The organism is Priestia sp. SIMBA_032 (genome assembly GCF_046535215.1).
In the GTDB taxonomy this organism is placed as follows: Bacteria; Bacillota; Bacilli; order Bacillales; family Bacillaceae_H; genus Priestia; species Priestia aryabhattai.
Map to the genome: position 1 here is coordinate 758,271 of NZ_JAWRXD010000003.1, position 26,128 is coordinate 784,398.

A 26,128-nucleotide genomic window follows, 5' to 3' on the forward strand; every position below is an offset into this window, starting at 1 on the left:
GAAAGGCTAATGTTATTTAGTAGCATATTGTGATCTCTCTTTCATGCTCTATTTAACCATTGCGGGCTTCAAAAAAATCCCACATCATTTTTGAAGCATTAGGACCTTTTGAATCAGTATCCGATCCATTGTCATTTCCTCCTGACCATGCATGCCCCATATCCTCTACCATAATTTTTTTCATCCACGTTTTATTTTCTGTATCTACGTAGTCATACGCTATGTAACTATAATGATTTTCGTTTTCCCTTGAAGTACAAGAAGCAACATTTTCATGTAGATCTATACCGAAATACTTATACGTATAAATCCACTGCTGAATTAATGTAGACGCATTAATTGGATTGACTGTTGTATCTGATTGACCATGAAACGTAATGATGGGAACAGGCCGTGCATAAGGTCCCATTTTTTTATAAGCTTCATCACCGTCAAGTTCAGGATTTAGAGATCCATATAGCATGACTTCTCCAGCTGTGATGAGATCTACAGCATACGCATTACTGCCTGCTGAATGAATGCCTACCGCTTTAAACACATCTGGATAAGCAATAGCCATCACATTTGCCATAAAGCCTCCAGCTGACATACCAGCAAGGTATATATTAGTAGAATCAATCGCATATTTAGCGGTTATGTGATCAATCATATCTTTTATTATTTCTGGCTCTCCATTACCGCGAAACTGGTTATACTCATAAAACCAATTCCAGCACCCGTTGGAATTAGCAAAGTAATTCATCTGAGGATAAAGAACAATAAAGCCTTTTTCTTCCGCTAGTTTATTCATCTCCGTACCCGCCGCAAAATCATCTGCATCTTGTTGACATCCATGAAGCATAACGATTAATGGTACTTTACTTAATCCAGTATATGTACTTGGAACATATACCTTGTAGGTAAAGTAATCATCATAATTATACTCTTTCCAAATAGGACGAAAGAACGCACTTTGTAATTCTATTAAAAACGTTGAAACAGTTAAAACTGGATTCATAAAAAAGGAACATAAAGTATTCACGAAGTTTACCCTCTCTCTATTTCTGATGTATACTCTCTATTTCGTTATATCACAAAATAATCCTTTTATTATGACGCTGATCTTTTTTATATGCCTTTAATTATTTCTCTCTTCATGCTTTAGTCGTACAAATTCATATAGTAAGTTACGCTCTACGTTGGATAACAATTTTAGGTGATTTTATTAAACTTAGTATAACAACTAGCCAATCAAAAAATTTTAAAAAGGAGTGTTCATAATGACGAAAGCAAAGCCTAGTTTTAAACATTACTGGAATGAGATTATACGAGGATTTATTATCACCAAATAGTGTACAAATTCATAATGCAAAACTATAGAAAAAAGAATTCTATAGTAAGAACAGTCACTTAGTACGTTTAATATGAGTATACGCGCGGAATACTAGAAAAGGACTGGCTATAAAAGCCCGTCCTTTTTTATGTTATCAAACGATTATTGATTTAACAAAAATTAAAAGCTGAGATTACTTGGCGGGACGTTGTCATCTTTGTCATCTGTTTTCAACTCGGACTCTATGTATGAATCTTTAGAGGATTCTCCCATACGCCAATAAACAAGAAAGCTGATGGCAATACACCCTGCTACATAGAAAAAGAAAAGTGATTCATGGCCAATACTTTTTAGCCATAGGGCGATAAATTCTGCTGTGCCTCCAAATATGGCAACTGTAAGTCCATACGGTAATCCTACACCAAGAGCTCGAATTTCTGTTGGGAAAAGCTCAGCTTTTACAATTGCGTTAATAGATGTATAGCCTGTTACAATGATAAGTCCAACTGTCATTAATAAAAAAGCCATGACTGGGTTATGTGCTTGTTTCATAAAAAGAAACAGCGGTACAGTCAGTAATGTTCCTAAAATACCAAAGCTCATTAACAGAGGTCTGCGTCCAATTTTATCAGATAGCATACCTGCTATTGGCTGAATGACAACAAATACAAGCAGCGCACAGAAGTTAATCCAGCTTACGACTCCTTTATCCAGCCCTACACTGTTTACCATAAATTTTTGCAAATACGTTGTATACGTATAAAATGCAACCGTTCCTCCTAAAGTTAAGCCAATAACGGTCAACACTGCTTTAGGGTGCTTCATAAGTGCCTTAATGGTCCCGGCATTTTCACGACTTTCAGAGTCCATTTTAGAAAATTGTTCTGACTCATCCATTGTACGGCGTAGCCATAAAACGCTTAGCGCTCCGATAGCTCCAATGACAAACGGAATACGCCAGCCCCATGAAATCATATCTGCTTCACTAAGAACGTTTTGCAGAATAATTTGAACACCTAATGCTACCAGCTGACCAGCAACAAGCGTCACATACTGAAAGCTTGAATAAAATCCTCTTCGCCCGCTGCTTGCCATTTCAGAAAGATAAGTTGCAGACGTTCCGTACTCTCCGCCTAAGGAGATTCCTTGAAGCAAACGTGCTAATACTAGAATAATGGGAGATAATAACCCTATTGTGCCATAGCTAGGAGTACAAGCGATAATAAAAGAACCGCTCGCCATAATTGTAATAGATAAGGTAAGCGCAGCCCGGCGACCATATCGATCCGCATAGCGCCCCATTAATAAACTACCGATTGGACGCATTAAGAAACCGACAGCAAAGATTGCCGCTGTGTTAAGCAGCTGACTTGTTGGGTCACCTTCCGGGAAGAATTGCGATGAAAAATAGACGGCAAAAGCAGAGTAAACATACCAATCGTACCATTCAATTAAATTCCCAACAGATCCTTTGAAAATATTACTTGTAATACGCCTGTTGTTTGCAGCTTCACTGGTATGAGCCATGAGTGATCCCTCTTTTCTTTGATTAGTATCTTCTATACTATTTTGATAGAGATTTATCCTATTTTATAATGCCTTTTTCTTTGTAGTACTTTTTGGCACCTGAGTGCAACGATAAAGGAAGTTGTTCTGCCGCTTTTGCTAACGTTATTTTTTCAGCAGAGCTATTTGTTTGCTCAAGTTCTTCTACGTTCTCAAACAAAGCTTTTGTCAGTTCATATACTTTTTTTTGTGGCATATCTTTATTGGTAATCAAAAGGTTATTAACCATAACTGTTTTTGTTTCTGTGTTGATATCCTTATACGTATCAGCCGGGATGACCCCAACTCCTAGCGGTGGATATGATTTTTTTAGTTTCTCTGTCACTTCTTCGGGTACTGAAATCAGTTCAATTTCGGTCATTGAAGCTAACTCTGTAATTCCCGAGTTAGGATATCCAGAAGAAAGAAAAGCTGCATCTGCGGTCCCATTTTTAATTCCTTCAATTCCTTCAGAAAAAGGTAAGAACCGTGCATGAAAATCTTGAGTATTGATGTCCATTTCATTTAGAATCCGCATAGCCAATACCTCTGTACCGCTGCCAAGCGCTCCTACCACCACGTTTTTTCCTTTTAAGTCTTGAAGCGTATGGATTTTAGCCGACTTAAGAGCTACAATTTGCATATAGTTTGGATATAAAGAAGCCACTGCTCTTACATTGGATAAATCTTTCTTATCAATTATGGCTTCTTCTTTTCCCTGAGAACTCGCCAGCATATCTGCCATAGAAAAACCAAGCTCGGCTTTTTTGTGTGCAATTTTACTAATATTTTCTACAGAAGCTTCCGTTGTTTGTACACTGGCTTGGATTCCTAGTTTTTCTCCATAAATTCTGGCTAGAGCATTGCCTAACTGAAAGTAAACACCTGTAGGGCCTCCAGTCAAAATTGTAAGTGGTTTGTCATCAACCTTTTCACTAGTTTTTATGTTAGAGTTAGTGCTGTTTTCTTTTTCATGATGAATAGTTAGTAGATCTCTATTTAAGACTGCAATGATAAATATCAAACAGAAAACGAGCGCCGCCGCTATATATCTTTTCATTTATTCACCTCTATTTTCTTTAATGTGGGCGCTTACAATAATATATTGCAAGTTTCATGCCAACAAAAAACCACTTAAATGGCAGAGAAACTAACAAGAACCCGGCAAAAAATGCCGGGTAGAAACGGAAACATGTTCCTACTCGGCATTTTTTGCCTCCTTTTGTTGAATTGTGCGATAAAGATGAAGTTTGTTACGGATACTTCGTTCACTGATACCCAGTGCCTGAGCTGTTTTTCTGCGGTTGCCTCCACACTCTTCAAGGACTGACTCAATGATTAGCTGTTCTGCTTCTTTCATCGTGTAGTTAATTGGAATATTAATTAATTTTGTTTCTTCAGTGGAGTTCTCATTCTCATAGCGTGACAAAGAAGTCTCTTGTTTGTGTTGAACAGTTATAGGTAAATCTTTTTCCATAATCGTTCCATCTTTGGTCATAGCAACGGCATATTCAAGAATGTTTCCTAGCTGTCTTATATTTCCGGGGTAATCATACGTTAAAAGCTTTTTATATGCATCTGCAGAAAGCACACAAAGCGGTTTCTCCATTTCTTCTGAGTATTTCTGCAAAAAGTATGGAATAAGAAGCGCTATATCTTCCTTTCGTTCACGTAATGGCGGTAGTGTGATAGGAATGACATTTAAGCGGAAATATAAATCTTCGCGAAAGCCATTTTCCTTGATCATACGATTTAATTCTTTATTAGTGGCACTCACAATACGAACATCTACTTTTCTTGTTTCCGATGAGCCAAGAGGTGTTATTTCTTTTTCTTGTAAAAATCGAAGCATTTTTGCTTGCAAGGACGGAGGCATTTCACCAATTTCATCTAAAAAAAGAGTTCCTCCATCAGCTGCGGCTACTTTCCCGCTTTGATTGCGAGTAGCTCCTGTAAAAGCACCTTTTACAAAACCAAAAAGTTCACTTTCGAGTAAAGTCTCCGGAATAGCCGCACAATTAACGGAAATAAATGGTCCGTTTGCTCTCTTTCCCTGCCGGTGAATCCCTCGTGCTACTAGTTCTTTTCCAGTGCCGCTTTCCCCAAATATAAGTACGTTCGAATCAATGTCTTTTACTCTATTAATAATCGAAAAAACTTGTTTCATGGCTGCACTTTCCCCAATCATTTGATCGTAACCTTTTATTTTCTCAATCGTTTCACTTAGTTCCCGAACTTTATCATGAAGTTCCTGGTGTTCAAGCGTTTTTTCGATTAAGATATGAAGCTCTTCAATATCTAGAGGCTTCGTAATGTAATGATAAGCTCCTCTCTTAATAGCTTCTATAGAAGATTCAATCGTGCCATAAGCTGTCATCATAATAATGGATGTTTGAGGCTGAATATCTTTAATTTCACTCAGCACTTCAAGCCCATTGTATTTGCCCAGGCGCCAATCCAACAAAACAACATGCACAGGCTGACTGCGTAAAAATTGATAAGCTTCCGGTACTTCTGTAAGATTGGTCACTTCATAGTTCGTTTCTAGAGCGAAACGAAGAGATGAACCAATGGCAGGTTCGTCATCGAGTATGAGAACGGTCGGTTTCATATGAATGTCCTCCTTTTTCTTTCGTAACAGGCAGGATAATTGTAAATGTGGTACCATTTCCTTGTTTTGTTTGCATCGTAATTTCTCCGTTATTCTCTTCTATCCATTGATAGCATAGCGATAAACCAAGGCCTACTCCCTGCTTTTTTGTTGTATAGAAAGGTTCCATAATATGCGGTACGTCTTTTTCATCTATGCCTTTTCCTGTATCACTAACATCAATAAAACCTAACTCATTTTCTGTTACAGCTCTGATAGAGAGCTGCTTGCGAGGACTGTTTTCCATCGCGTCCAGCGCATTTAACATAAGATTTAGCATAATTTGTTTGATTTGATCAGGATCACTGTAAAGCTGCATACCTGATTCGATATCAAGGGATAAGTGAACCGCTTTCTTTTTTAACGTAGGACTAATAATAACAGCTACAGAGTTTATAAACGTTTCTACATCAAAAGCTGCCTTCTGAGGATATTTAGGCCGGGCATAATCGACTAAACTTTCAACAATACGATTCATTCTTCTTAGTGCTTCTGGAACATGCTTAGACAGCTCTTTTCGAAACTCTGGATTTTCATATTTATTTGGCAGCAAGTCAATAAATGTTTTTACGGATGTAAGCGGATTGCGAATTTCATGCGCTACGCCTGCTACGAGCTGACCTAGAGCACGCATTTTCTCTTGAGTAGCTAACTTCTTCTCAAGCAATCTTTCTTCAGAACGATCGGCTAGTGTAAGTAAATAACCGTTCATTTTATTTGTATCTTCATAAAGTGGAATCACTCGATACAATACAAAATAGATTTCTCCATTTTGTTTATGCTGAATTTCTTTTGTAAATGGCAATGCTATTTGCGATTGCTTTATCGCTTTATACGTTTTAAAAATTTGCTGGATAAGCGGATGTTTATGAATATGACTAGATTGAAATGTTTCATCCTTTATAAGAAGAATTTCTTTTGCCCGTTGATTGATAGTTGTAAGATTTAGCGATTGATCAAATGTAAGAATTCCATAATACATATGGTTAATAACTTGTGTCTGAAATGCATGAGCCTGTGAAATTGCTTTTTGCTGAACCTGCAGCTTTTGATTCGCATCAGCAAGCGCGGATGTACGCTTTTTCACTTCTTTTTTTAATCGCTTGTTCCAAAGATATATGATAAATAAACTACCTAGTGTTAATACAACTATAACAAGAAGCACGATAATCCAATTACGCAATTCTTTTAAGCGTTCTTCTGAAGAAGAAACAAACCATTTTCTATATAATTCTTGATATGTTCCATCCGCTTGCATATGTGAAATCGAAAGGTTAATGACCGATAAAAGTTTTGTATTTTCAGGCCGGGTTGCAACCGCAAACTCTGAAGGTATTCCTACATTATCGAGTATAGTGTACTGTCCCTTTTTCTTTGATTTCTCAAGATAAAACTCCGCGGTCCACTTGTTTGAAAAAAACGCATCAGCCCGATTTAAAAACAGGAGATTGAGCGCATCTTCTGGATTCAAAGCCATCTGAAACTCTATGTTTCTTACATTCATCAGCAGCTCAAAGGAAATTTTGTCTTCTCGCATGGCAACGGTTTTACCTCGTAAATCGGTTAAAGATGTAACCGAAGATTTCAAGGAGTTCGGAATAACTACGGCATCTGCCATCGTAAAATATGGATCGGAAAATTTAAACACTTGATTTTGGTTAGCTGAATACTCCAAGCCCATAATGGCATCAATTTTGCCTTCTTGCAGTGCTTTTGTTGCTTGATAAAGGTCCATTGGAATATATGTAAATTTCACATTCTCTTCTTTCGCTATTTGATTGAGCATATCAATACTAAAACCAGTAAACACTCCTTCATCATTCACGTAAGAAAAAGGCGCAAGATGCTTTTCTCCAGCAATGCGGTATATTTTCTTTTCGCCTGCGTAATTCGCTTTTTCACCGGGTACAGTTTCGGCTTTTACAGAATGCGGAAGATAAGCTAGAAGTAAGATAATAGATAAAATAAAACAAAATGGACGGAGTGTAACATGCATAAGATATAGCTGTCTCCTTTTTAAAAACCTTTCGTTAAGTAGATGAAAAATTTCTTTTATTATTATGTATTGAGTAAAGTGTTCAATTTTCAAGAACTAAAACAAAATGATATTGAAATATTCTGTCAATCATTTTTATAAAGAAAAGCCTCTTTCTAGAGGCTTTTTATGATCGTAAACAAAACGTATTTGTTTGATAGTTCGTATTCTTTTACGCTCGGCCTTTAGTTTCTTTGATGTTAAGTTATATGTAATTTTCAATCACCTGCAAATATAAAGATCTTTTAAATTCATTATATCATATTTTAACTGCCTCTAATTTGCCTCATTTAACTTTAAATTTACACAAAAAGCGTTCCACTCCGTGACATTCTTCACCTAAACTTGTTATTTGGAAGCCAAACTTAGAATAGAAGTTTACTGCTTCTTTATCTGTCTCAGCAAAAATAGAATGTATATCATAGTTCTTACAAAGAAAGCGAATCATGCTGCTTCCTATTCCTTTTCCTCGCTCTCTTGGTAAAACAGCTATATGTTTTATAACAGCTCTCTTTGAGTTAAGAAATTCAACTCCTATACAGCTAATGGTTTCTCCGTTTACTTCAATACTATACAATTTCCGACTTGGCAAACAAGCGTATTTTTTATACTCCTCATTAACTTTCTCTTCTAACGTTGCATAAGATAACAGTTTTTTTATTGTAGGATTCGCCAAAGCAGAAGTGATTTCTTTCATCCTAGGCCCCCTTTTCAATAATTGGTTTATTTCTTGGAGATCTTATTGCTGACTCTTAGATGACAAAGAATTAACTATACAAAGTAATGAATGAAAAGAAATACCCCGAGAACTGGAGCAGCAGCTAACATAAGGATTATAGAATTTGTAATTCTGCACTTCTTGTCTGTTTTTGATTCCATGGCCAGATTAGCTCTCATTCGATCACCGCTTACAGCTACTCCAGATATAATGATGGCTAGCCCTACTAATAGAATGAAAACGGCAAAAAATACTGTTTCTGAATTTACGTTTGCTATTGTACATCCTAATAAAAGAATAAAAGATAAGATGAACCCTCCAATAATTGATTTAATCATTTTTGCTTTCCTCCTAGCCTTTTTATAAAGTTTCCACACATTAACTATATAATATCATTTTTTCTATATTTTTACTTTTATTTCTGTTATCCCAACCGATAAAAAGACAGCAATTAAAGCCATTTAAAAAAAGCGAAACGCTTATGTCTAAAAGCGTTTCGCTCAAGGGAAATACATTTTAACTATCTTTTGTGATATCTGCCGGACATATACGAATTACTTTTGATAAGTCACTTAATGTTAACTGTATCTGGTGACCTACACGCCCGCCTGAAAAGTAAATCGTTTCGCAGTCTTCTGCTGTAGAGTCAATGAAGGTTGTGAACTGTTTTTTCATTCCGATAGGAGAACACCCGCCGTGAACATATCCTGTAAGAGGCAACAGCTCTCTTTGAGGAATCATTTCTAAGGACTTTTCACCAGCCGCTTTTGCCGCTTTCTTTAAGTCAAGCTCCTTTTCAACCGGTACCATGAAGACGTAATGTTCTTTTGATTTCCCTACGGTCACCAGTGTCTTGAAGACTTTAGCAAGATCCTCCCCGAGCGAAGTAGCTACCTGTACCCCACTCAGATTTTTAGTTTCATAAGAATAATAATTGTACTCAATTTTTTTCTGATCTAAAATTCGCATGACATTCGTTTTATCTGCTTTTTTACCCATAATTATCACCGATACCATCATAACACGTTTTGTTTTCATATCTCCATGTATTAGGATAGGTAGGTTAGTAAGGGTTATTCATATCCTTTATATGAAAATGAATCTAATATGCTGAATAATGACTTTTCTCAACCCATTGAACCCGCTTTTTTCACAGAGAAAAAGCCACTAGAGGTACTAGTGACTTTTTCATTTCTATTTATTCAATTATGCTGTTACATCAATACGTTTGTTTTCTCTATCGCTACAGATTTTCACCTTAACTATAAAGATGACATTTTACTTTATGCTTGCTGTCAATCACTGTGTCGTCAGGTGTTTCTTTCATGCAGCGGTCAAATGCGAACGGGCATCTTTTATGAAACGCACAGCCTGAAGGCGGATTAAGAGGAGAAGGAATTTCACCTTTAACCTCAATTTTTTCGCGTTTTTCATGTTCGTGAATCGCTGGGACAGATGATAAAAGAAGTTTTGTGTAAGGGTGACGAGGATTTGAAAAAATCTCATCTGTTGGTCCTTCTTCTACTAATCTGCCTAGATGGCAAAAGAACATACTTCAATGCTAAACTTGTTCAAATTGTTTATGGAGCATGTGCAGCGGTCGGCTGGGAAAAAAGTCAGCATTTGACGTTTTAAGCTACTTTGTTACCAATATGAAAAAGGCAGGCCATTATGGCCTGCCTTTTTGTATTAACTGAAGATGCGCAAAGAAATCCAGACAAATCTTCATCTATTAATTAGATAAAATAGTGCAAATATTTTTGGCTTTTACAGTATTTCAATATACCCTTGTGTTCCATGTACGCGAATTCGCTGACCGTCTTTTATCAGCCGAGTAGCATTCTCTACTCCGACAACCGCTGGCAATCCGTATTCACGTGCAATGACTGCACCGTGAGTCATCAGTCCGCCAACTTCCGTAACAAGCCCTTTTATCCCTACGAATAACGGGGTCCAGCTAGGGTCAGTAAAGGAAGTGACTAATATATCGCCTTCTGATAGATTAGCATCGTCCATATTTAAAATGACGCGCGCTCGCCCTTCTATCACCCCTGCCGAAACCGGTAAACCTACAATTGCTTGGGACGGGAGGTTTTCTCGTTTGTACGCACCGGTAATAATTTCACCTTGAGACGTGATCACACGCGGAGGTGTTAGCTTTTCATATAATTTGTACTCTTCTTTTCGCTTACTGATGATTTGATGATCAAGCTTATATGTGCGCACAACTTCTTGAAGTTCTTCAAACGTCAAATAGTATATATCTTCTGATTCATAAATAACGCCGGCTTTTACGAGCTGCGCGGCTTCTTTCAGCAGAGCCTGCTTATAAACAAAATAACGGTTAATCATGCCGTATTTAGGATATTCACGATAACCGATAAAATTCCGGAGGAGATCAATTTTTTCTTTTGTTTCTTTTGCTTTTTGTTCACCATCCGGCAAATGCTTCAAGCGGTTTAACAGCTCTTGCTCGTTTTTCAAGGCTTCCTGCAGGCCTTTTTCAAATTTTTGTTTGCTGGCATTGGGTTTAAAGTTTTTAATATTACCAAGAATCGCAGGGATAAGTGCAGCCGGTTTTTCGCTCCAGCGAGTTTTCGTAATATCGATTTCTCCGGGACATCGCATTCCGTATTTGCTGAGATAATCATAGATAGCGTCTTTGGTTTCCAGTCCACCTTCAAACTTAACCAGGTTCTCCAAAAAGTTATCATCTTTTACATGCTGTAAATAATGGATGACTTCTGGATAAGGACGAATCACATCTGCGACATCCAATAGCGCCAGACCCATTTCTGAAGTAATATTGTTTGGTACAGATTGAGAAAGCGCGTCTGCTGCGTTTTTTTTACCTAGCCACGTCTCCATTTTTTCATTGATCCATGATGAAGCATCCATAGCGGCCATAAACACAGCTGTACTTTGTGGGTCAAATAAAATCTTCTTTAATGTCCCGATATCTTCTGAAATAAAATCGACTAATTCCAACCCTGATTTCGTTTGGATGGTTTGTTTTAGCTCTTCTATTGATGCTTGATTCTTCTTGATCAAGTCAGAAACGATTGTCGAGTCGTTTTCGATTTGTACCTTAGGCTTCGTGGGCGGCACGCTTTTATTGCTTTTACCAGAACTTTGATCATTTGGTAAAGGTTTTATAAAGTCTCCTCGCTCTAATATGGTCGTAAGTGCGTCTTTCATGAGCGGATCATGTTGTCCCATGGCACCTAACATCATTTTTCTGCTGTCAGGTGAAACGAGCATATGCGTAACATCAACAAACAGCCTTCCACCGGCTGTACGCATCGGTGCATTAGTTGTTAACAGAAAAAAAGACAATCCCAGTGGTTTCATGGCATCGGTCATCATTTGTTGATGTCCAACAGATACATAAACGCGATTTTCCTGATCATGCGCTTCTGGAATTGGATATAAGGTAGTGATTGGGCGACTTTGGACAATATAAAATGTATCATCAGCCAAGCACCATTCAATATCTTGAGGATAATCAAAATAAGCTTCAAGCTGTCTTCCAACACGTGCTAGATGTAAAATTTGAGAATCAGTGAGCGCTTGCGTTTTTTGCAGATCAGAAGGGACTTCCTTGGTTTCTGTTCCGCCTTCTTTTAATCCATAGATAGCTAACTTTTTAGCTGCTATTTTTCTATCGACGATTTTTCCTTCTTGTACTTTATAGCAATCGGCAGGGACTAAACCAGACACCAGCGCTTCTCCAAGTCCGAATCCTGCATCAATGGATAGCAGCTTTCGATTAGAGGTAACGGGGTCAGCGGTAAATAAAATGCCTGAAGCCTGCGGGAAAACCATTCGTTGAACAACAGCAGATACGTGCACTTGACTATGGTCAAATCCATTTTTAATGCGGTAGGTTACCGCGCGATTTGTAAACAGAGAAGCCCAACATTTGCGGATATGCTCAAGGATTGCTTCTTTGCCTCTGATGTTTAAATAGGTGTCATGCTGGCCAGCAAAAGAAGCATGTGGCAAATCTTCAGCAGTCGCACTTGAACGAACTGCATAAGCATGCTCCTCGCCAAAATGAAAGAGATAATGAGTAACTGCTTTTACCACGTCAGAAGGAATTTTTATTTCCAGAATGATTTGGCGAATTTTTTCGCTGATTTCACCAATTTGATCTCGGTCATCAGCTTTTAGTATCGTCAGCTGATTCAGTAACGCTTGAAACGTTTCATTTTGTTCAAAGGCTTTTTGATACCCGGCCGCTGTCACACAAAATCCTTCCGGTACTTGTATTCCTTGAATTTTTGATAACGCGCCTAAATTTAAGGCTTTTCCTCCAACAAGTGAAAGCTGTGTATCTTTTATTTCTTGAAAGCTAAGAACTAAAGAGTTCATTCAACATCTCTCCTAACCGGTAATGTTTTATTGATTTTACCAGCAGTAAATGAGAATAAACAGTCTATACCGGCGTTTTTTTATGTGGTATAATTAAAGTAGGAAGAAAAATACATACCTTTTTGTTTGCGGTTACATATTTAAAAGTTGTATAACTAACTTATCTAATTGATTCGTATCCTTTTTAAAGCAGGTAAGTACACGTTTGAAGGATTTGTTGTTCTTCCTCATTTAACACTTTCTTTTTAGAGAATAAAATTTCAACATCTCTCCTCATTTTAACCCTTCTTTCATTTGGTCACCTGAAGAGTGTAGCTCATTAGATGATTAACTCTCTTTTTTTGAACTATTCCGAAACCATAGTATTACGAATGTATCTCTTCGCTCGTTTTCTAGCAAGTGTATAAATAATCATCTGCAGCACAAGCGCCGCAAGGCTTATCAGTACTACTTGTTCAACAGAATTAAAGGGCGAAAAATATTTCTCCCATTTAGAATCAGGAAGCCTTAATGCGTTATAAAAATATGAAGTACTAAAAGAAATGATATTTCCTAAAATAAGTGATAAATCCGCTCTAATGAGCCCGCTTAGATAAGACAGTGCTACTGTAACTATGGCCATGATTATATAGCTTACCTTTGAATCATCCTCAAAATCTTTTCGCATAGATAAATAAACATATGGAATGCAGTAAATGGTAAAAATTATAAAAGGGAGTAGTCTTCTCATATAGTAATCTCTCCAATATTTAGGATTCGACATAGTTTTCTATTATTATAAATTACCGAAGAGAATTTTTTCCAGTTTTTTGTACGCAGAGAGTGTAGAAATACTTATATGTATCATGATCGTTTGTAGAATCATTCCTTAGGGCAAAGTAAAAAAGCACGCTTATGAGTGCTTTTTTACAGCATATTTATTTAAACAGGACGTGTGTTTCAATCGAACATTTTCCGTTTATTGGTAACAATTACTTCTTTATTTTTCTCCTAAAATGGCTACAGGGCTAAATACCTCGTAATGAATACGTTCGTTTGGTATATCCCATCTATGTAATGCTTTAAGAATAGCTTCCATAAACGGAATCGATCCGCAGAAATAAAAGACAGCTTCTTTTGATAGATTCTCTCTATATCCGGCTTTATCATTTGCTTCTCCCCTTTAATGATTTGTATGATTCATCGTGGCCATCACCCATTCTTCTAAGCTGTCTGCTATTACTTCACGCTGTTCCCAATCGTGCCAAAAGGTGATAATTTGGCCAGTTTTCCCTCCTTCAGCGGGATCCAAATCTATACAAATATCATCTCCTCCCCCATTCGTAGCAATAGAAATCCAACGTGGATTCCACCAAAATTCTTTTTTTACTGGCCCGATAGGTTCAATTTCTGGAAAATCTTCAAATTCTCCTCCGTCTAAAAGCTCTTTTAATGCTTGCCAAGTATACAGAATCTCCTCTAAAGGTAATAGAGTATAATTTTCGATAGCTGCTATATATTCATCCCGCTGTCCATTATGGATCATTAACCAGTCTTTAAGGTTTTTGGGGAAGGTTAGTCCCATCTTTTGTTCAACCTCTGCAATTTCTAATTCAGAAGCTGCTTCATTAAGTGTTCCTGCTGCTTCTGGTCGATTTATTTTCAACCACTGTTCAAACTCATTCCAAACCTGCTTCACACTGTGCTCCTCCTTATATAACATCATTAAATGAATCTATGAAAAATGATCCTGTACTTTTTAAGTTTATACTAATTATGTATGGAAATCTTATGTAAATAAACTGTTTTATTACTTTCTGCTACATAAAACGAATATCAATTAGTTCGCTTAACCTCATTTTATTCGTCTGTTTTCCCCCCTCATCTATAAAAACAAATAATCCTCCAAGAGAATCTACAAATTGAATAATTCCTGTTCCCGTTATACACTGCCCGTGCTTGTAATATGTCAGGTACACTTTTTTATGTGTATGAAGCGCTTCAATCAAGATAAAATTAATCTGTTCCATTTGATCTTCTGTTAAAAAAGGTTGAGGTACCTCTGCTTGTTTTTTTATCATTTCCTGTAATCCTCTGTATTGCTCGGGCATAGTGGCAAACGGTCGCCATTTTTTCATTCCTCTGTTTTGCATGTCATCTTCCTCCTTTATGCTTTATGACCTCCTAAAAGGCCGTTTCGATAACGAGCTGTTGAATGCTCGAGATGGCTTGAAGCTCGCAGAACGCTATTCTTCCCATAACGCATACGAATTTCATCAATTGTTTTCGCAAGCGCATAGGCTCTTTCACGCTGATCGATATCCTCAAATAAGCTCATTTGCTCTTCTTTTTGAATGCTTGTGTTCGATAAGGAGATCCCAATAGAGCGAACCGGCATTCCACTATCAAATGTATGTAAAATGGTTAAACAATACGGAAAGATATCCTGGCTTAAGTTCGAAGCTCTCCCCATTTTCTTTTGTCTGGAGAAGCCTCCACCTGTTTGTTTACTGTAACCAATGGATAAATGAACATTCTGAGCCACCACTTGATGCATGCGTAAACGAAAACATACATCGTCCAATAGCTCCAACAGCAATAACTCCACTTCTTTTCGGTTTGTATAATCGCGAAACAGAATCTGACTTTTTCCAAAGGAACGAGAGCTAGGAATATATACATTGGAAATACGGCTGTAATCAATCCCATTCGCATGTTGGTGGAGTTCTTCTCCTAAGATGCCAAATTCTTTTTGTACCATCTCTTTTGAAGAAAGAGCGAGTTCTTTTATGGAGTGAATGCCTAAACGATTTAAGCGTCTTTCCGTAGCGGACGAGATCCCCCAGAAATCCTTCATCGGATGAATAGACCACAACTTAAAGGGAATATCCTCATATCGCCAATATGCAACTCCTGTTGGACTATTCTTGGCTTCATGGTCTAAACTTACCTTCGCCAGTAAGAGATTAGGGCCTATGCCTGCCGTAGCTGTCAGACGTGTCTTACGATAAATTTCGTTGATAATCTTATGGGCTAATTCTTCTGGTGTACGAGCGAATAGATGCAAAGAAGCTGTCGCATCAATAAACAACTCATCAATGCTATACGCATGAAAGTCTTCAGGAGCCACATACTGTAACACCAAACTCGAAATATAGTTCGAAGCCTTAATATATCTCTCCATAGATGGATTCACGACATGGATATCTTTCCTTTTGGGGATGTCAAAAAGACGGCTTCCTGTTTTGATTCCTTCTTTCTTTAATAAGGGGGTAGCAGCTAACACAACCGATCCAGACCGTTTGATATCTCCTACCACCGCAAGCTTTGTTTTCAGCGGATCTAACCCCCGTATGACAGAAGAAACGGAAGCAAAAAATGCCTTCATGTCGATGCATATAATGACTCTCTTTGGTAGCTGGGCATAATCCATTGAAAGAACTCCTTAAAATAAAGAACGTTTGTTCTCTATTATATACGAACAAACGTTCTTTATTCAATAAAAAATCTAAAGTTTTCCCGATTATTGTTACTATAATAAGAGAAAAGAACATCGCATATAAACGGGAAGAACGGAGAGATGACCTATGAATAGAAAAATGCTTAATTATATTATCTTTTTATCATGGTTTTTGTTTTTAGTTCTTTTATGGATTATCTTCTCATTTTTTAAAGGTGAAAATTGACAGTGGTGGTCTATGTATCATTTAAATATAAAGAAATATGGCCCTTGGGCTTTAGAGGTTTCTTACCTAAAAATCAGTAGTGCTGCTTTTATCTCATTAGCAATAGCTTATATAGTGAGTTTTGGATTCAAAAGAAAAAGATAAGGTCAAATCAAGTGCTTTGAAAGTAATATACATCGTTGACTTTAATCGGAATAAGAAATAATACTAAAAAGACCTTAATTAATATATTAATAAGGTCTTTTCAGTATCTATAAAATTTATTATGTATTTTATAGATATTAAATAATTGATTTTACTTTTAGATGTTTAGCCCATTTTGAAAAGCTTTATAAGTTTCGTAATACTATATTTATAAACTTCCTTGCATGTAATTAAATCGCATTAATTAACAGAATAATATACGCGTTTTGAATATTATTTACGGTCTTATCAAAAAATAATAACCGTATTAAACTACTTAATGTACGCAATTCGAATAAAGATTTTTATTTTCAATATTATTTTTATTTTACTAATAGATAACAAACGGAAAATTAATAATTTTTTAAATTTTTTCAAAAAAGTTTCTTTTTTATATTGAAATATGTAATTTGACTGTTTATAATACAAAAAAGATAAGTTATTTGCAATTTTAAATATCTGAAAATTTAATTTTTTATGAATAATATTGTTAATGGGGGTTTCACCGTGTCAAACAAAGTACCGTTTTCTTTTATAGTAATCATTGGTTTAATGTTATTTGCATTATTTTTTGGAGCTGGAAATTTAATATTCCCTGCCATGCTTGGTCAGTCAGCGGGAGCAAATATCTGGTCAGCAAATGCGGGTTTTTTAGTTACTGGAGTAGGCTTGCCTTTACTTGGTGTACTAGCTTTTGGATTCTCCGGAAAGGAAGATTTACAATCATTAGCAAGTCGCGTACATCCTATCTTTGGTTTAGTGTTTACAACTGTTCTTTATCTAGCTATTGGACCTTTATTTGCTATCCCACGAACAGGTAATGTCTCTTTTGAAATTGGACTTAAACCTTTCATTTCTGAAGGCTCTAGTTCTATAGCTTTACTCGTATTTACTATTATATTTTTCAGTATTACATGCTTTTTTTCTCTCAATCCGGCGAAAATTGTCGATATTGTCGGAAAATTCTTAACACCGATTAAATTAACATTCATTGGAATTCTAGTTCTAGTAGCTTTTATTCATCCTATTGGAAAATTTCAAGCACCTACAGAAAAATATGTAACAAACTCTTTTTTTAATGGATTCCAAGAAGGATACCTAACAATGGATACTCTTGCATCTTTCGTTTTCGGAATCATTATTATCAATGCAATTAAAGAGAAAGGCGCTAAAACAAAGAAGCAAATTATAACTGTTTGCCTAAAAGCTACGGGAATTGCTGCTATTATTCTTGCAACTATCTATTCTGCCCTTTCATATATGGGTGCTTCAAGTGTAGAAAAGCTTGGGCATTTAGATAACGGAGGTGCGGTCTTAGCAAAAGTATCTAATTATTATTTTGGAGAATACGGAGGCGTACTGCTAGGCTTAATGATTACAGTAGCTTGTCTGACAACTAGCGTAGGACTTATTACTGCATGCTCTTCTTATTTCCATAAATTATTACCATCTATTTCTTATAAGAAAATTGCGATTAGCCTATCCATATTTAGCGCAATAATCGCAAATGTCGGATTAAATCAATTAATTTCTTTTTCAGTACCTGTTTTAACAGTTCTCTATCCATTAGCAATTGTTCTAATCTTTTTGACATTCCTTCATTCTTTATTTAAAGGATGTGCTGAGGTATACCAAGGTAGCCTATTCTTAACGTTTGTTGTAAGCCTAGTAGACGGATTAAATGATTTTGGCTTACACATCTCTGGTATCGATCAATTATTTACTTACTACCTCCCTCTTTACCATATCGGATTAGGCTGGATATTCCCAGCAATCATTGGAGGCCTTTTGGGTTATGGAGTTAACTTATTTAAAAACAAAGAGCAAATTACTTCTAGATCAACGAGGTTAAATAAATAATAAGTTCACTTTAATTATCTTAAATAAAACAAATACAAAAAGAGTCTTTACTTCTTATGAGTCAAAGACTCTTTTTGTGAGTTTTCTAATATATTTAGACGATGCCTCTTCTTTTGCATTCTTTATAATTAATTTAAATGAATAATTATATTGTTCATAAAACTAGTTCGTAAAAGTCTGTATCTTCAAGGGGGCGTTCGTAAATTCTCTTTAAACCTAAATGAACGATAAAAATAATAGATTTTTTATATATACAAATTGTTCGTAAATGTATACGTTTACGAACTTTTTATCAGAGTCTTTTTCAAAACGTTAAAGGAATAAAGTCAAGGTTTTCTATGAATTGTTGAGTTTTTTTAGGTATACTCTATACTTGAAAAAATCGACTGTTACCTCATTAAATACTTACTACCTTCTTCTCTATAATGAGTATCAGCAATTTTTTCGACCTTACTCTGACCATTTATGTAACTAACAACAGACACACTGCAATTTTCATGCACAGGGTATTGATCACTTTGCGTTATTTGTAAGATATAATTTCCAATAGTTATACCATGTGAAAAAATTAAAACATTTCCACCATCTAACGCATGTTTTTTTATAATGTCTCCAACTGCATTAGTCGTTCTTGTAAAAAGCTGTACATAGGATTCACCATCGGGTGCCGCAACGTCTAGGTTTTTAAAACTGAATAGTTTTTCTAGTATGTTTCCATGTTCTTTAAATATTTCTTCCTCTAATAAGGATTCTAAAACACCGAAGTTCATCTCCTTAAGTCGAGGGTCAATAATTAAAGGAATGTCTTGATTACCTATGGCATATTTTGCTGTATCAAGAACTCTCTGGCTATCACTTGAATAAGCTGCTTTAAAGTTCATATCAGATAACCCTTTTCCCACAGATTTTGCTTGAAATATTCCTCTTCCTGTAAGTGGTGAGTCGCAAAATCCTTGCATTCGTTTTTCGACATTATATTGAGTCTCGCCATGCCTGATGAAATAAAGAGTGACTTTTTTATCATTTGTCAAATCTAAACACATCCTTTGTTTTCGTTTACTCTCTGCTAATACATAATAAAGTAAAAAGACAATACATTTTCACATTTTAATATATTTACACGCCTTCCTACTTTAGAATAAAAAAAAGATACTATAGGTTATCCAAATAAAACAAATAACATAATTCTATCTCTAAGAAACAGACTTACTAATAACTTTGACTTTAGTTTCATAAATTTCTCTGTATGTTCCAATATCAATATTATCCAGTCTATTGTCTAAAGAGTTATGATTAAGATGTCTGATACATTCAGCTTCCAAAGCAGCTTCTCCAAACTTTTTGTATGCTACAAAACGGTGGACTAATATTGGCCTAGATATTCCCTGGTGTGCTACACCAAATATTTTATAAAAAGAATTTTTTGCTTTACGTATAGAGCCTCTTACTTTTTAACCTTTTGGATTAATCTTTTCACCCGTTTTGTTAATAGTATAACCTCTTTCACTTGCGAATCTTATCATCTCATTACTCTTACTCAAAGAAATCAACTCCTACATGGTATTACTTAGACTTCATAATGAATTTCTACTACAAAACATACTCAATTAATAGGAAATTAGGTAAAGTCTATATTCTATTTATACTTTAAAGAGAAACTCTATTTTGTTGAATAAGGTCCATAAGGATACCCAACTTTAAAGTTGGGTATCCTTAATTTATTAATTCTTTAATTCGTGAAAGGACAGTCTTTATAGTTCTTTGCCATTGCTTTCAATCACTGTTTTATACCAATAGAATGAATCTTTACGGCTTCGTTCTAATGTACCGTTTCCTTCATCGTCTTTATCTACATAGATGAATCCATAACGCTTAGACATTTCTCCTGTTGAAGCACTTACTAAATCGATGCATCCCCAAGGAGTGTAACCCATTAGTTCAACCCTCTCTGCCATCCTGTTGCATTCCAAAGTTGTTCATATCCTTTGATGACTTCCTGGTTTAAATCTATTTTGTATTTATTATGGGTAGGAGAAAGTATATCAGCACACTGCTGATATACTTCTGTATCTTTTTTAAGACCGTACACATAGCATTCTTTGGCACACAAGAGCAGTGGGCGGAGAATCAACTCATGTGCTGGAAGTGCCTCATTTTCTTCATAATCGTAGTACCCATTTGGGATTAAGTTAACAAAAAAATGATTCAAAAAAGTTCCACCTTTCAACAAAAAATCAATTATTTTAATGGAACAAATACTGACTATAAAATCAGCGCTTATTTCATTCAGATATATCTTTAATATCAAATTCAAATACGGATTTTTTCTCCTCTTTAGACATGCCAGTAAAGAATTTTTTATGTACCCTTAATTTTTTTGTTTTTGTAGGGAATATCGTTTCTGACCATGTGGTCCCCATAGGAGTATGCTCTGGTTTAGCATTTATCTTTTCGAGAAATTCTTCATATTCTTTTAAGATTTCCTCATTTATGAGTGAAACATCTATTTTCCTGCTTTCATAATCAAGCCTAGCAAGATCTTCTGCTGTAACATATCCTTCAATTGTTTTTACAACTCCAATTTCCGAAGGCATACGTTTACTATTTAAAGAAACAAAGAAATAAAGATAATTTGGTAAACGAAAAAGTCCTTTTTTTGTATCTTTTTTATTCGCAAGATAAAGCCAATCTCCTCGGTTAGCATAACAATTTAAATCTCTATTATTAAACCCTACTAACATTTTCTTGTACTTCTTCATAGTAGTAACTCCCCCATACAATAACTAACTCAATTATATATTTTAAGTTGTGAATGTTGTATAAATTTATAATGAAGTCGGGCAGGCGAGCGCTTGTGAGAGTGCCTACCTACCCGGCTTAAGTAAAAATCTATATCTTATACAACTTATTAAACATAATTTATGTTGGGTTATAATAAAGTTACCAATTATATAAAAGTGAGGACTTATCATGATAAATGAACCTTATGGACAGCATTGGAAGGGTAATAAAGACTTTAGAGCCATTGAAGGTAGTGATGTCTATAATCATCGTTTCGGAGGACAAGAATGGAATGTACCAAAATGTCAGTTATGTGGCGAAGATTTACATCAGATTTTATGTTTTGATTTAAAGGATGATAGATTAAGTGAACTAAGAACTTCTAAACTTGAAGAATTACCTTTAATATTATGCTTAAATTGTTCTACTTTATGGGAGCCTCAACTATTTCAATTAAATCCTTCAACAAAGAATGTTACTATTTTAATTCAAAATGATCAGCAAGGATGGACCAATGACCAAGAAGATAAAATACCAGTTCCTCTTCCTCATACGAAATTCAAACTTATCAATATGTCAGAAAAAGACATACCCGTTAATGAAGATGCCTATTATGCTGCATTCGACTTATTTGGACAGGAGTATATATGTAGAGTATTAGGAGCGCCTCTATATGTCGACAAACCAAATGATATTAGCTGTCCAACCTGTAACCATGACATGAAATATGTTTCTAGTGTTACTCAGGATTTTAATGTAAATCTCGTGTCAGTGGCGGACCTTTTCCTAGGAGAAATGATTATCTATTTTTATTTTTGTAAAGAGTGTTTAACGGTGAAAACAGAGGTACAAGGGACATAAAGCTACAAAAGCCCTTATAAGGGATTTTTGTACTTCTACTGATACAAATATTATGGTAACTAAAATGTATACTTTTACCGACGATGTATTCTTTATCAGTTGAATGTAAAGACTTTTTTTACGCTTAAATTATTGTCTCTATACAAGGAAAATTGGTATTTTCCTGCAGAGAGTTTCCCTGGACTAATTGTAAATTCATAACCCGAAGTGGCTTCGCCGTTAGGAATAGTTTCTTCCATTAATAGATTGCTCTTGTCTTTAATATTAGCTAATGTTAGTACAAATATTTTATTTTGTTTTTCTTTTCCCGAATTGTCTTTAAAATGTGTAGAGACTATTATCTCCTTTTTTCGATCCACTTTATTTCGTGGATCAATAATTTGTTGAGATTCATTATTTGTTTTATACCCTATTTCTATATTATCTCTTTTGATTTCTCCATCTTCTTTGAGTACAAAAAAGAAAAGAGCAATAGAAATCAATAGAACAAATAAAACCAAAAACCTTTTACGTTTTGACATATAAATTACCTTCTTTATTATATTATGGGACCATGAATTATGGATATTACAAAGAAGCCACTATGATAGTTTGGCTTCTTTTCACGTGTACAATGAATCTAGTTACTATTTTCGTCAGACCATTTGTCTTCACTATCGATCCATTTGTTCTTATTTAAATCAAAGGATTCTATATCATCATGAATGTTTAGATAAACAGGCAGCTTTATTCCATTATCGACAGCTTTATTCCAACAAGAAATAAACCAGTTTGAAATCAATTCTTTCTCAGCAGTAGATATTTCTTCTTCATTTTGTTCATAAAAATCCCAAAACTCATCTGAATGCTCGTCGGCTAGCTCATAGTATTCAAACTCTTCAAGTAGCTCATAACTACCTGAAAAAATAGCACGATTGTTTCCTTCATAGAAAACTTCGTTCGCTTCATTGTCCATAGAAAACATCATAATAGACAAATCAAATGGCTGAATGAAGATTTCAAAGTCCAATAAATCAATGCCCTTATAATAATGAAAAGTATGTACTTTTTCGATATTGTTAATTAATTTATCTTCATTTTGTTTAAGTGTTTTCTTTAATGAACCTATATATGAATCAACCGTAAATAACTTATTACCTTTATTTCCTTCGTTTGTATGCTTCCAAGTATCAAAACGCTCATTAATCTTTGTATTAATAGCCTCATAATTATTCCACGTATCTTCTACCTCATAAAGGGATTTTATATGAGGAAATATAGCTTCATAATCATCTAAATAAGTTCCTTTATCGAAATCAAAGTAATCTTTTGTAAAGGCCCTTCCTTCGGCATTCAGCATATCGCTGGCAAAGACGCCATCCCATTCCATATATATTTCAGTTCCGGTCATGTTCTTTTGTTTAAACTTTATAATCTCCTGCGCAGCTTCTTCTTCAAATTCTTTGCTATATAGGTTTTCTTCAATAATCCAACCGAGATACATTCCAGTATGAACGAATGCCTGCTTTTCACTCAAGTTACTTGGGAAATCTCCTTCATAATGCCATTTAGCTTTATCATAGACGGTTGTCATGGCCTCTTCCTCTTTCTCTATATCTTCTATTAAGGTAGTTTCTTCTTGTTCACGACTACTTTTTTTATTTAATGAGTCTTCGCAGCCTTGCAGGAACAAAATAATAAACACAAAAAATGGAATGCACTTTAATTTATACAAAATTCCCTCCATGAATTACATTAAAAGTAAACGATATACTGCATTATATACTGTAGAGGTTAAACAATATATATTAAACCAATGAAAATAAGATTATAGCAAAAAAATGTAGTCTCTAAAAAACTGGTTTAGCTTAATCATTGTTTGCGGCTATAACTGCTTTTTAATTGCTTTGGATCTAGTGGGGGTACACGAAATAATTGCTTTAGAAAATCATCGAAAGTATCTGCTATTTTGATATACTCCCATTCTGTAGTATCGTCTGTTGAAGCTGAGTAGTTTTCTGCGATATACATAACAGTAGGATCTTGTGATCTATTACGATAATCCAACACGACCCAATAGTGAAAATCCGTCCACAAAACCACAAATTCACCTGTGAGTTTGACTTCTTTTAATAGTTCTTTGGAAGATAAGATACTTATGTCATCATTTTCAAAATGTATAGGGTCAATTGAATCAATGTTTGCTCTTCCTCCATAAGGAATACTTTCTGCATCGCCATCAGGTAACATAAAGTATGGGTAGTTTAATCCCCCACCATTTCTTATTTTCAGTAAATCCAATAATGAACTAGGTAGCTTAACACCTAAAATAACTTCAGCTTGCTTTATGATTTCATCATTTATCGGATAATCTATACACTTATATTCACTATCGTCACTCCAAAAACTATCTCCCTGATAAAATTCTTTTTTCAAAACTTCACCTTCTTTCGCTTTAAGTGTTAAGCAATTGCTTTAATCCCTTTTTCAAGCTTTTATAATGCCAATTAATATGATCAAGTTCGACCTCTATTTCAATTAATTGATCTATTAGCTTCTCTTGGTCTAGTGAAGAACTAAGAGTGTCCGTAATCAACCGATCAAGTTTATTACTACTTTCGTAAATATCGTTTAAATCAACTGCTAATTCAACATATTCCTTGCTTGAATCGAGTAAGGAAATCTTCTTTATGAGTTCATCTACAATAGTTGGTTTCATTCTATCTCCTCCCCTTTAATTAGTGTATATTCTAGGTACTTCAAGCCTTCATAAAATGTTATTGAAGATGGTTAGAAATCTAAAATTGAATCAATGTTTTCGGCATATTCATCAACTAGTTGAGACCCTTTCTCTTCAGCTTCTTCCTCCTCTAATTCTTTATCTTCCAACCACTGTTGATAATGACAAAGTTCATGAGCAATGCTTTCTAACATCGCATACAATGCATCTATTTTTCCTCTTTCTCTAATCAAGTCTTTATAATCCCCAGTAGCAATACGGATATATGGCTCAACATCTTTTTCGTAGGGAGCAAAGAAAGTGGCTGTTACCAACTCCTTTGTCGTCCGGTTCTTAATTTGATAATCCTTTTTTAGGTAAATAACAACTCGTATAGGAAACTCCATTTGCGTTCTTAACCATTTGCAAAAGTTAATGCACACTATTCTTACTTCTGGGTCTACGCCAGGCTCACTCCTTAATCTTAAGCCTGCTCTAGGATAGTCATTCATGCTTATTTCCTCGCATTCAATCTTTTAGTGACATTAGTAGTTTAATAGAATGATTTAGTTCCATAAATTTCTTTATTTGTCATATTATCGACTCATTTTATCATACATCATGTATAATAAAGAAACTTAATAATAGAAAGTCGGGAACGAATTGAAAAAATTTCTTCTTTATATGCTATATTTCTCTCTTACTTATAATGTGATCCGTTTAATCTATAGGACGGTAACAAAGTATAGCCTTGAGAACTTTGGTTACGACGTCCTTTCAGTAATAAGAGACTTAATTGTCATTTGGATTATCTTTAAAGTCACTCGTCCTAAGAAAAGGCGAACAAAGTTTAAGCACTCTCACAATGCAGCTATTATTGCCGAAATGGAAAAAGAATATGAAAAAGCACTTGAGATTAGGAATGAAGGTCTAAAGCTTTCAAGCTTAAATAACGAAGAACTCGCAAGTCTATATGCTGGAAACGGAGGAACATACCTTTATTTGAAGGATTATAATAATGCTACTCTTTGTTTTGATAAAGCTTTTGAACTGGTTCAGGAAGAGAAATTTCCATATGATGAACAATACATTGAGGTCATTGATAGTTATGTGAAAGCCAATAGAAAAGAGGATGCTCTTAAGTTAGTGGAAAGTTTATTACAAAGGCAATCTTATCATAAGAAATTTAAAAAGCTAGAACCTATAAGAGAGAAATTATTGACATAATACAATCAATCTCATATGCAATAAGCAGTGACTAATATGTTGACCAAACAACTTAACTCAATATAGGTTATAGAATTTATATTTAAGGATATTTAACGGAGGATATCTATTTGCTGATTTTAATTAAAAGCTCTTTAATAATTGGAGTGACCCCTGTCAAATAGACAGTCTTAAGAAAACTACCTATGCAGCCTGAGTTCTATACTGATAAGGACTCAG

General features: G+C 35.2%; 25 protein-coding genes and 2 pseudogenes. 3 read left to right on the forward strand and 24 right to left on the reverse strand.

Annotated elements, in window-relative coordinates; genetic code table 11:
- Positions 1 to 52 precede the first annotated feature (52 nt).
- The 14 genes from SB717_RS14005 to SB717_RS14070 form a co-directional block, all read right to left on the reverse strand.
- On the reverse strand, positions 53 to 1,021 hold the full coding sequence (locus SB717_RS14005) for an extracellular catalytic domain type 1 short-chain-length polyhydroxyalkanoate depolymerase (protein WP_410903953.1): 969 nt from the start codon (positions 1,019 to 1,021) through the stop codon (positions 53 to 55).
- 471 nt (positions 1,022 to 1,492) lie between these two features.
- Positions 1,493 to 2,839, reverse strand: coding sequence for an MFS transporter (locus SB717_RS14010; RefSeq protein ID WP_029714687.1), 1,347 nt, complete (start codon positions 2,837 to 2,839; stop codon positions 1,493 to 1,495).
- A gap of 58 nt (positions 2,840 to 2,897) precedes the next feature.
- Positions 2,898 to 3,917, reverse strand: coding sequence for a TAXI family TRAP transporter solute-binding subunit (locus tag SB717_RS14015; protein WP_205662719.1), 1,020 nt, complete (start codon positions 3,915 to 3,917; stop codon positions 2,898 to 2,900).
- 138 nt (positions 3,918 to 4,055) lie between these two features.
- Positions 4,056 to 5,468, reverse strand: coding sequence for a sigma-54-dependent transcriptional regulator (locus tag SB717_RS14020; protein WP_410903954.1), 1,413 nt, complete (start codon positions 5,466 to 5,468; stop codon positions 4,056 to 4,058).
- Positions 5,440 to 7,503, reverse strand: coding sequence for a transporter substrate-binding domain-containing protein (locus tag SB717_RS14025; RefSeq protein ID WP_410903955.1), 2,064 nt, complete (start codon positions 7,501 to 7,503; stop codon positions 5,440 to 5,442). Before SB717_RS14025 ends, SB717_RS14020 begins: the two co-directional genes overlap by 29 nt.
- Before the next feature lie 325 nt (positions 7,504 to 7,828).
- The gene (locus SB717_RS14030; protein ID WP_176584895.1) at positions 7,829 to 8,239 is read right to left on the reverse strand and encodes a GNAT family N-acetyltransferase; all 411 of its coding nucleotides are present in this window, start codon (positions 8,237 to 8,239) and stop codon (positions 7,829 to 7,831) included.
- A 74-nt stretch (positions 8,240 to 8,313) separates the two neighbouring features.
- Positions 8,314 to 8,598, reverse strand: a complete 285-nt coding sequence (locus tag SB717_RS14035) for a DUF5316 family protein (protein WP_410903956.1) — start codon at positions 8,596 to 8,598, stop codon at positions 8,314 to 8,316.
- A 178-nt stretch (positions 8,599 to 8,776) separates the two neighbouring features.
- Positions 8,777 to 9,259: a Cys-tRNA(Pro) deacylase gene (ybaK, locus tag SB717_RS14040; RefSeq protein ID WP_026106770.1), complete on the reverse strand. Its 483-nt coding sequence runs from the start codon at positions 9,257 to 9,259 to the stop codon at positions 8,777 to 8,779.
- A 259-nt stretch (positions 9,260 to 9,518) separates the two neighbouring features.
- Positions 9,519 to 9,812, reverse strand: a complete 294-nt coding sequence (locus SB717_RS14045) for an oligopeptide/dipeptide ABC transporter ATP-binding protein (protein WP_375346941.1) — start codon at positions 9,810 to 9,812, stop codon at positions 9,519 to 9,521.
- Positions 9,813 to 10,027: 215 nt separating this feature from the next.
- Positions 10,028 to 12,634: a phosphoenolpyruvate synthase gene (gene ppsA / locus SB717_RS14050; RefSeq protein WP_410903957.1), complete on the reverse strand. Its 2,607-nt coding sequence runs from the start codon at positions 12,632 to 12,634 to the stop codon at positions 10,028 to 10,030.
- Positions 12,635 to 12,980: 346 nt separating this feature from the next.
- On the reverse strand, positions 12,981 to 13,364 hold the full coding sequence (locus SB717_RS14055) for a hypothetical protein (protein ID WP_410903958.1): 384 nt from the start codon (positions 13,362 to 13,364) through the stop codon (positions 12,981 to 12,983).
- Between the two features lie 432 nt (positions 13,365 to 13,796).
- Complete coding sequence (locus SB717_RS14060) at positions 13,797 to 14,312, reverse strand: SMI1/KNR4 family protein (protein WP_410903959.1); 516 nt, start codon at positions 14,310 to 14,312, stop codon at positions 13,797 to 13,799.
- Positions 14,313 to 14,433: 121 nt separating this feature from the next.
- A complete protein-coding gene (locus SB717_RS14065; RefSeq protein ID WP_029714951.1) occupies positions 14,434 to 14,766 on the reverse strand; it encodes a YolD-like family protein in 333 nt (110 codons plus the stop codon).
- A gap of 14 nt (positions 14,767 to 14,780) precedes the next feature.
- Positions 14,781 to 16,046 carry a Y-family DNA polymerase gene (locus tag SB717_RS14070; protein ID WP_410903960.1) on the reverse strand — a complete coding sequence of 422 codons (1,266 nt, stop codon included), beginning with the start codon at positions 16,044 to 16,046 and terminating at the stop codon, positions 14,781 to 14,783.
- A 943-nt stretch (positions 16,047 to 16,989) separates the two neighbouring features.
- Between SB717_RS14070 and brnQ the strand changes: the two genes are divergently transcribed.
- Entirely contained in the window at positions 16,990 to 18,342 is a 1,353-nt protein-coding gene (gene brnQ / locus SB717_RS14075; protein ID WP_410903961.1) for a branched-chain amino acid transport system II carrier protein, read from the forward strand.
- A 389-nt stretch (positions 18,343 to 18,731) separates the two neighbouring features.
- Here brnQ and SB717_RS14080 read toward each other — a convergent pair whose 3' ends face one another.
- The 5 genes and pseudogenes from SB717_RS14080 to SB717_RS14100 form a co-directional block, all read right to left on the reverse strand.
- Positions 18,732 to 19,373 carry a histidine phosphatase family protein gene (locus SB717_RS14080; RefSeq protein WP_410903963.1) on the reverse strand — a complete coding sequence of 214 codons (642 nt, stop codon included), beginning with the start codon at positions 19,371 to 19,373 and terminating at the stop codon, positions 18,732 to 18,734.
- A 162-nt stretch (positions 19,374 to 19,535) separates the two neighbouring features.
- A complete protein-coding gene (locus SB717_RS14085; RefSeq protein ID WP_410903983.1) occupies positions 19,536 to 19,778 on the reverse strand; it encodes an HNH endonuclease in 243 nt (80 codons plus the stop codon).
- Between the two features lie 315 nt (positions 19,779 to 20,093).
- Positions 20,094 to 20,285, reverse strand: a pseudogene (locus tag SB717_RS14090) (family 1 glycosylhydrolase); the annotation flags it as partial.
- Complete coding sequence (locus SB717_RS14095) at positions 20,276 to 20,551, reverse strand: hypothetical protein (RefSeq protein ID WP_312036181.1); 276 nt, start codon at positions 20,549 to 20,551, stop codon at positions 20,276 to 20,278. The gene SB717_RS14095 and the pseudogene SB717_RS14090, both read right to left, overlap by 10 nt.
- A gap of 73 nt (positions 20,552 to 20,624) precedes the next feature.
- Positions 20,625 to 21,101: a hypothetical protein gene (locus tag SB717_RS14100; protein ID WP_410903964.1), complete on the reverse strand. Its 477-nt coding sequence runs from the start codon at positions 21,099 to 21,101 to the stop codon at positions 20,625 to 20,627.
- A 211-nt stretch (positions 21,102 to 21,312) separates the two neighbouring features.
- On the opposite strand from SB717_RS14100, the gene SB717_RS14105 reads away from it, so the two are divergent.
- A complete protein-coding gene (locus tag SB717_RS14105) occupies positions 21,313 to 21,984 on the forward strand; it encodes a hypothetical protein (RefSeq protein WP_410903965.1) in 672 nt (223 codons plus the stop codon).
- A gap of 95 nt (positions 21,985 to 22,079) precedes the next feature.
- Here SB717_RS14105 and SB717_RS14110 read toward each other — a convergent pair whose 3' ends face one another.
- From SB717_RS14110 to SB717_RS14130, 5 genes and pseudogenes are all read right to left on the reverse strand, one after another.
- The gene (locus SB717_RS14110) at positions 22,080 to 22,505 is read right to left on the reverse strand and encodes a hypothetical protein (protein WP_074682216.1); all 426 of its coding nucleotides are present in this window, start codon (positions 22,503 to 22,505) and stop codon (positions 22,080 to 22,082) included.
- A gap of 638 nt (positions 22,506 to 23,143) precedes the next feature.
- Positions 23,144 to 23,557: pseudogene (locus tag SB717_RS14115) on the reverse strand (DUF7832 domain-containing protein); the annotation flags it as partial.
- 278 nt (positions 23,558 to 23,835) lie between these two features.
- Positions 23,836 to 24,399 (reverse strand): SMI1/KNR4 family protein, encoded by a 564-nt coding sequence (locus tag SB717_RS14120; RefSeq protein WP_410903966.1) that lies wholly within the window; start codon positions 24,397 to 24,399, stop codon positions 23,836 to 23,838.
- Positions 24,400 to 24,418: 19 nt separating this feature from the next.
- A complete protein-coding gene (locus SB717_RS14125; RefSeq protein ID WP_410903967.1) occupies positions 24,419 to 24,682 on the reverse strand; it encodes a hypothetical protein in 264 nt (87 codons plus the stop codon).
- Between the two features lie 71 nt (positions 24,683 to 24,753).
- Positions 24,754 to 25,194 (reverse strand): hypothetical protein, encoded by a 441-nt coding sequence (locus tag SB717_RS14130; protein WP_049164015.1) that lies wholly within the window; start codon positions 25,192 to 25,194, stop codon positions 24,754 to 24,756.
- Positions 25,195 to 25,345: 151 nt separating this feature from the next.
- On the opposite strand from SB717_RS14130, the gene SB717_RS14135 reads away from it, so the two are divergent.
- Positions 25,346 to 25,909, forward strand: a complete 564-nt coding sequence (locus tag SB717_RS14135) for a tetratricopeptide repeat protein (RefSeq protein ID WP_410903968.1) — start codon at positions 25,346 to 25,348, stop codon at positions 25,907 to 25,909.
- Positions 25,910 to 26,128: the final 219 nt, after the last annotated feature.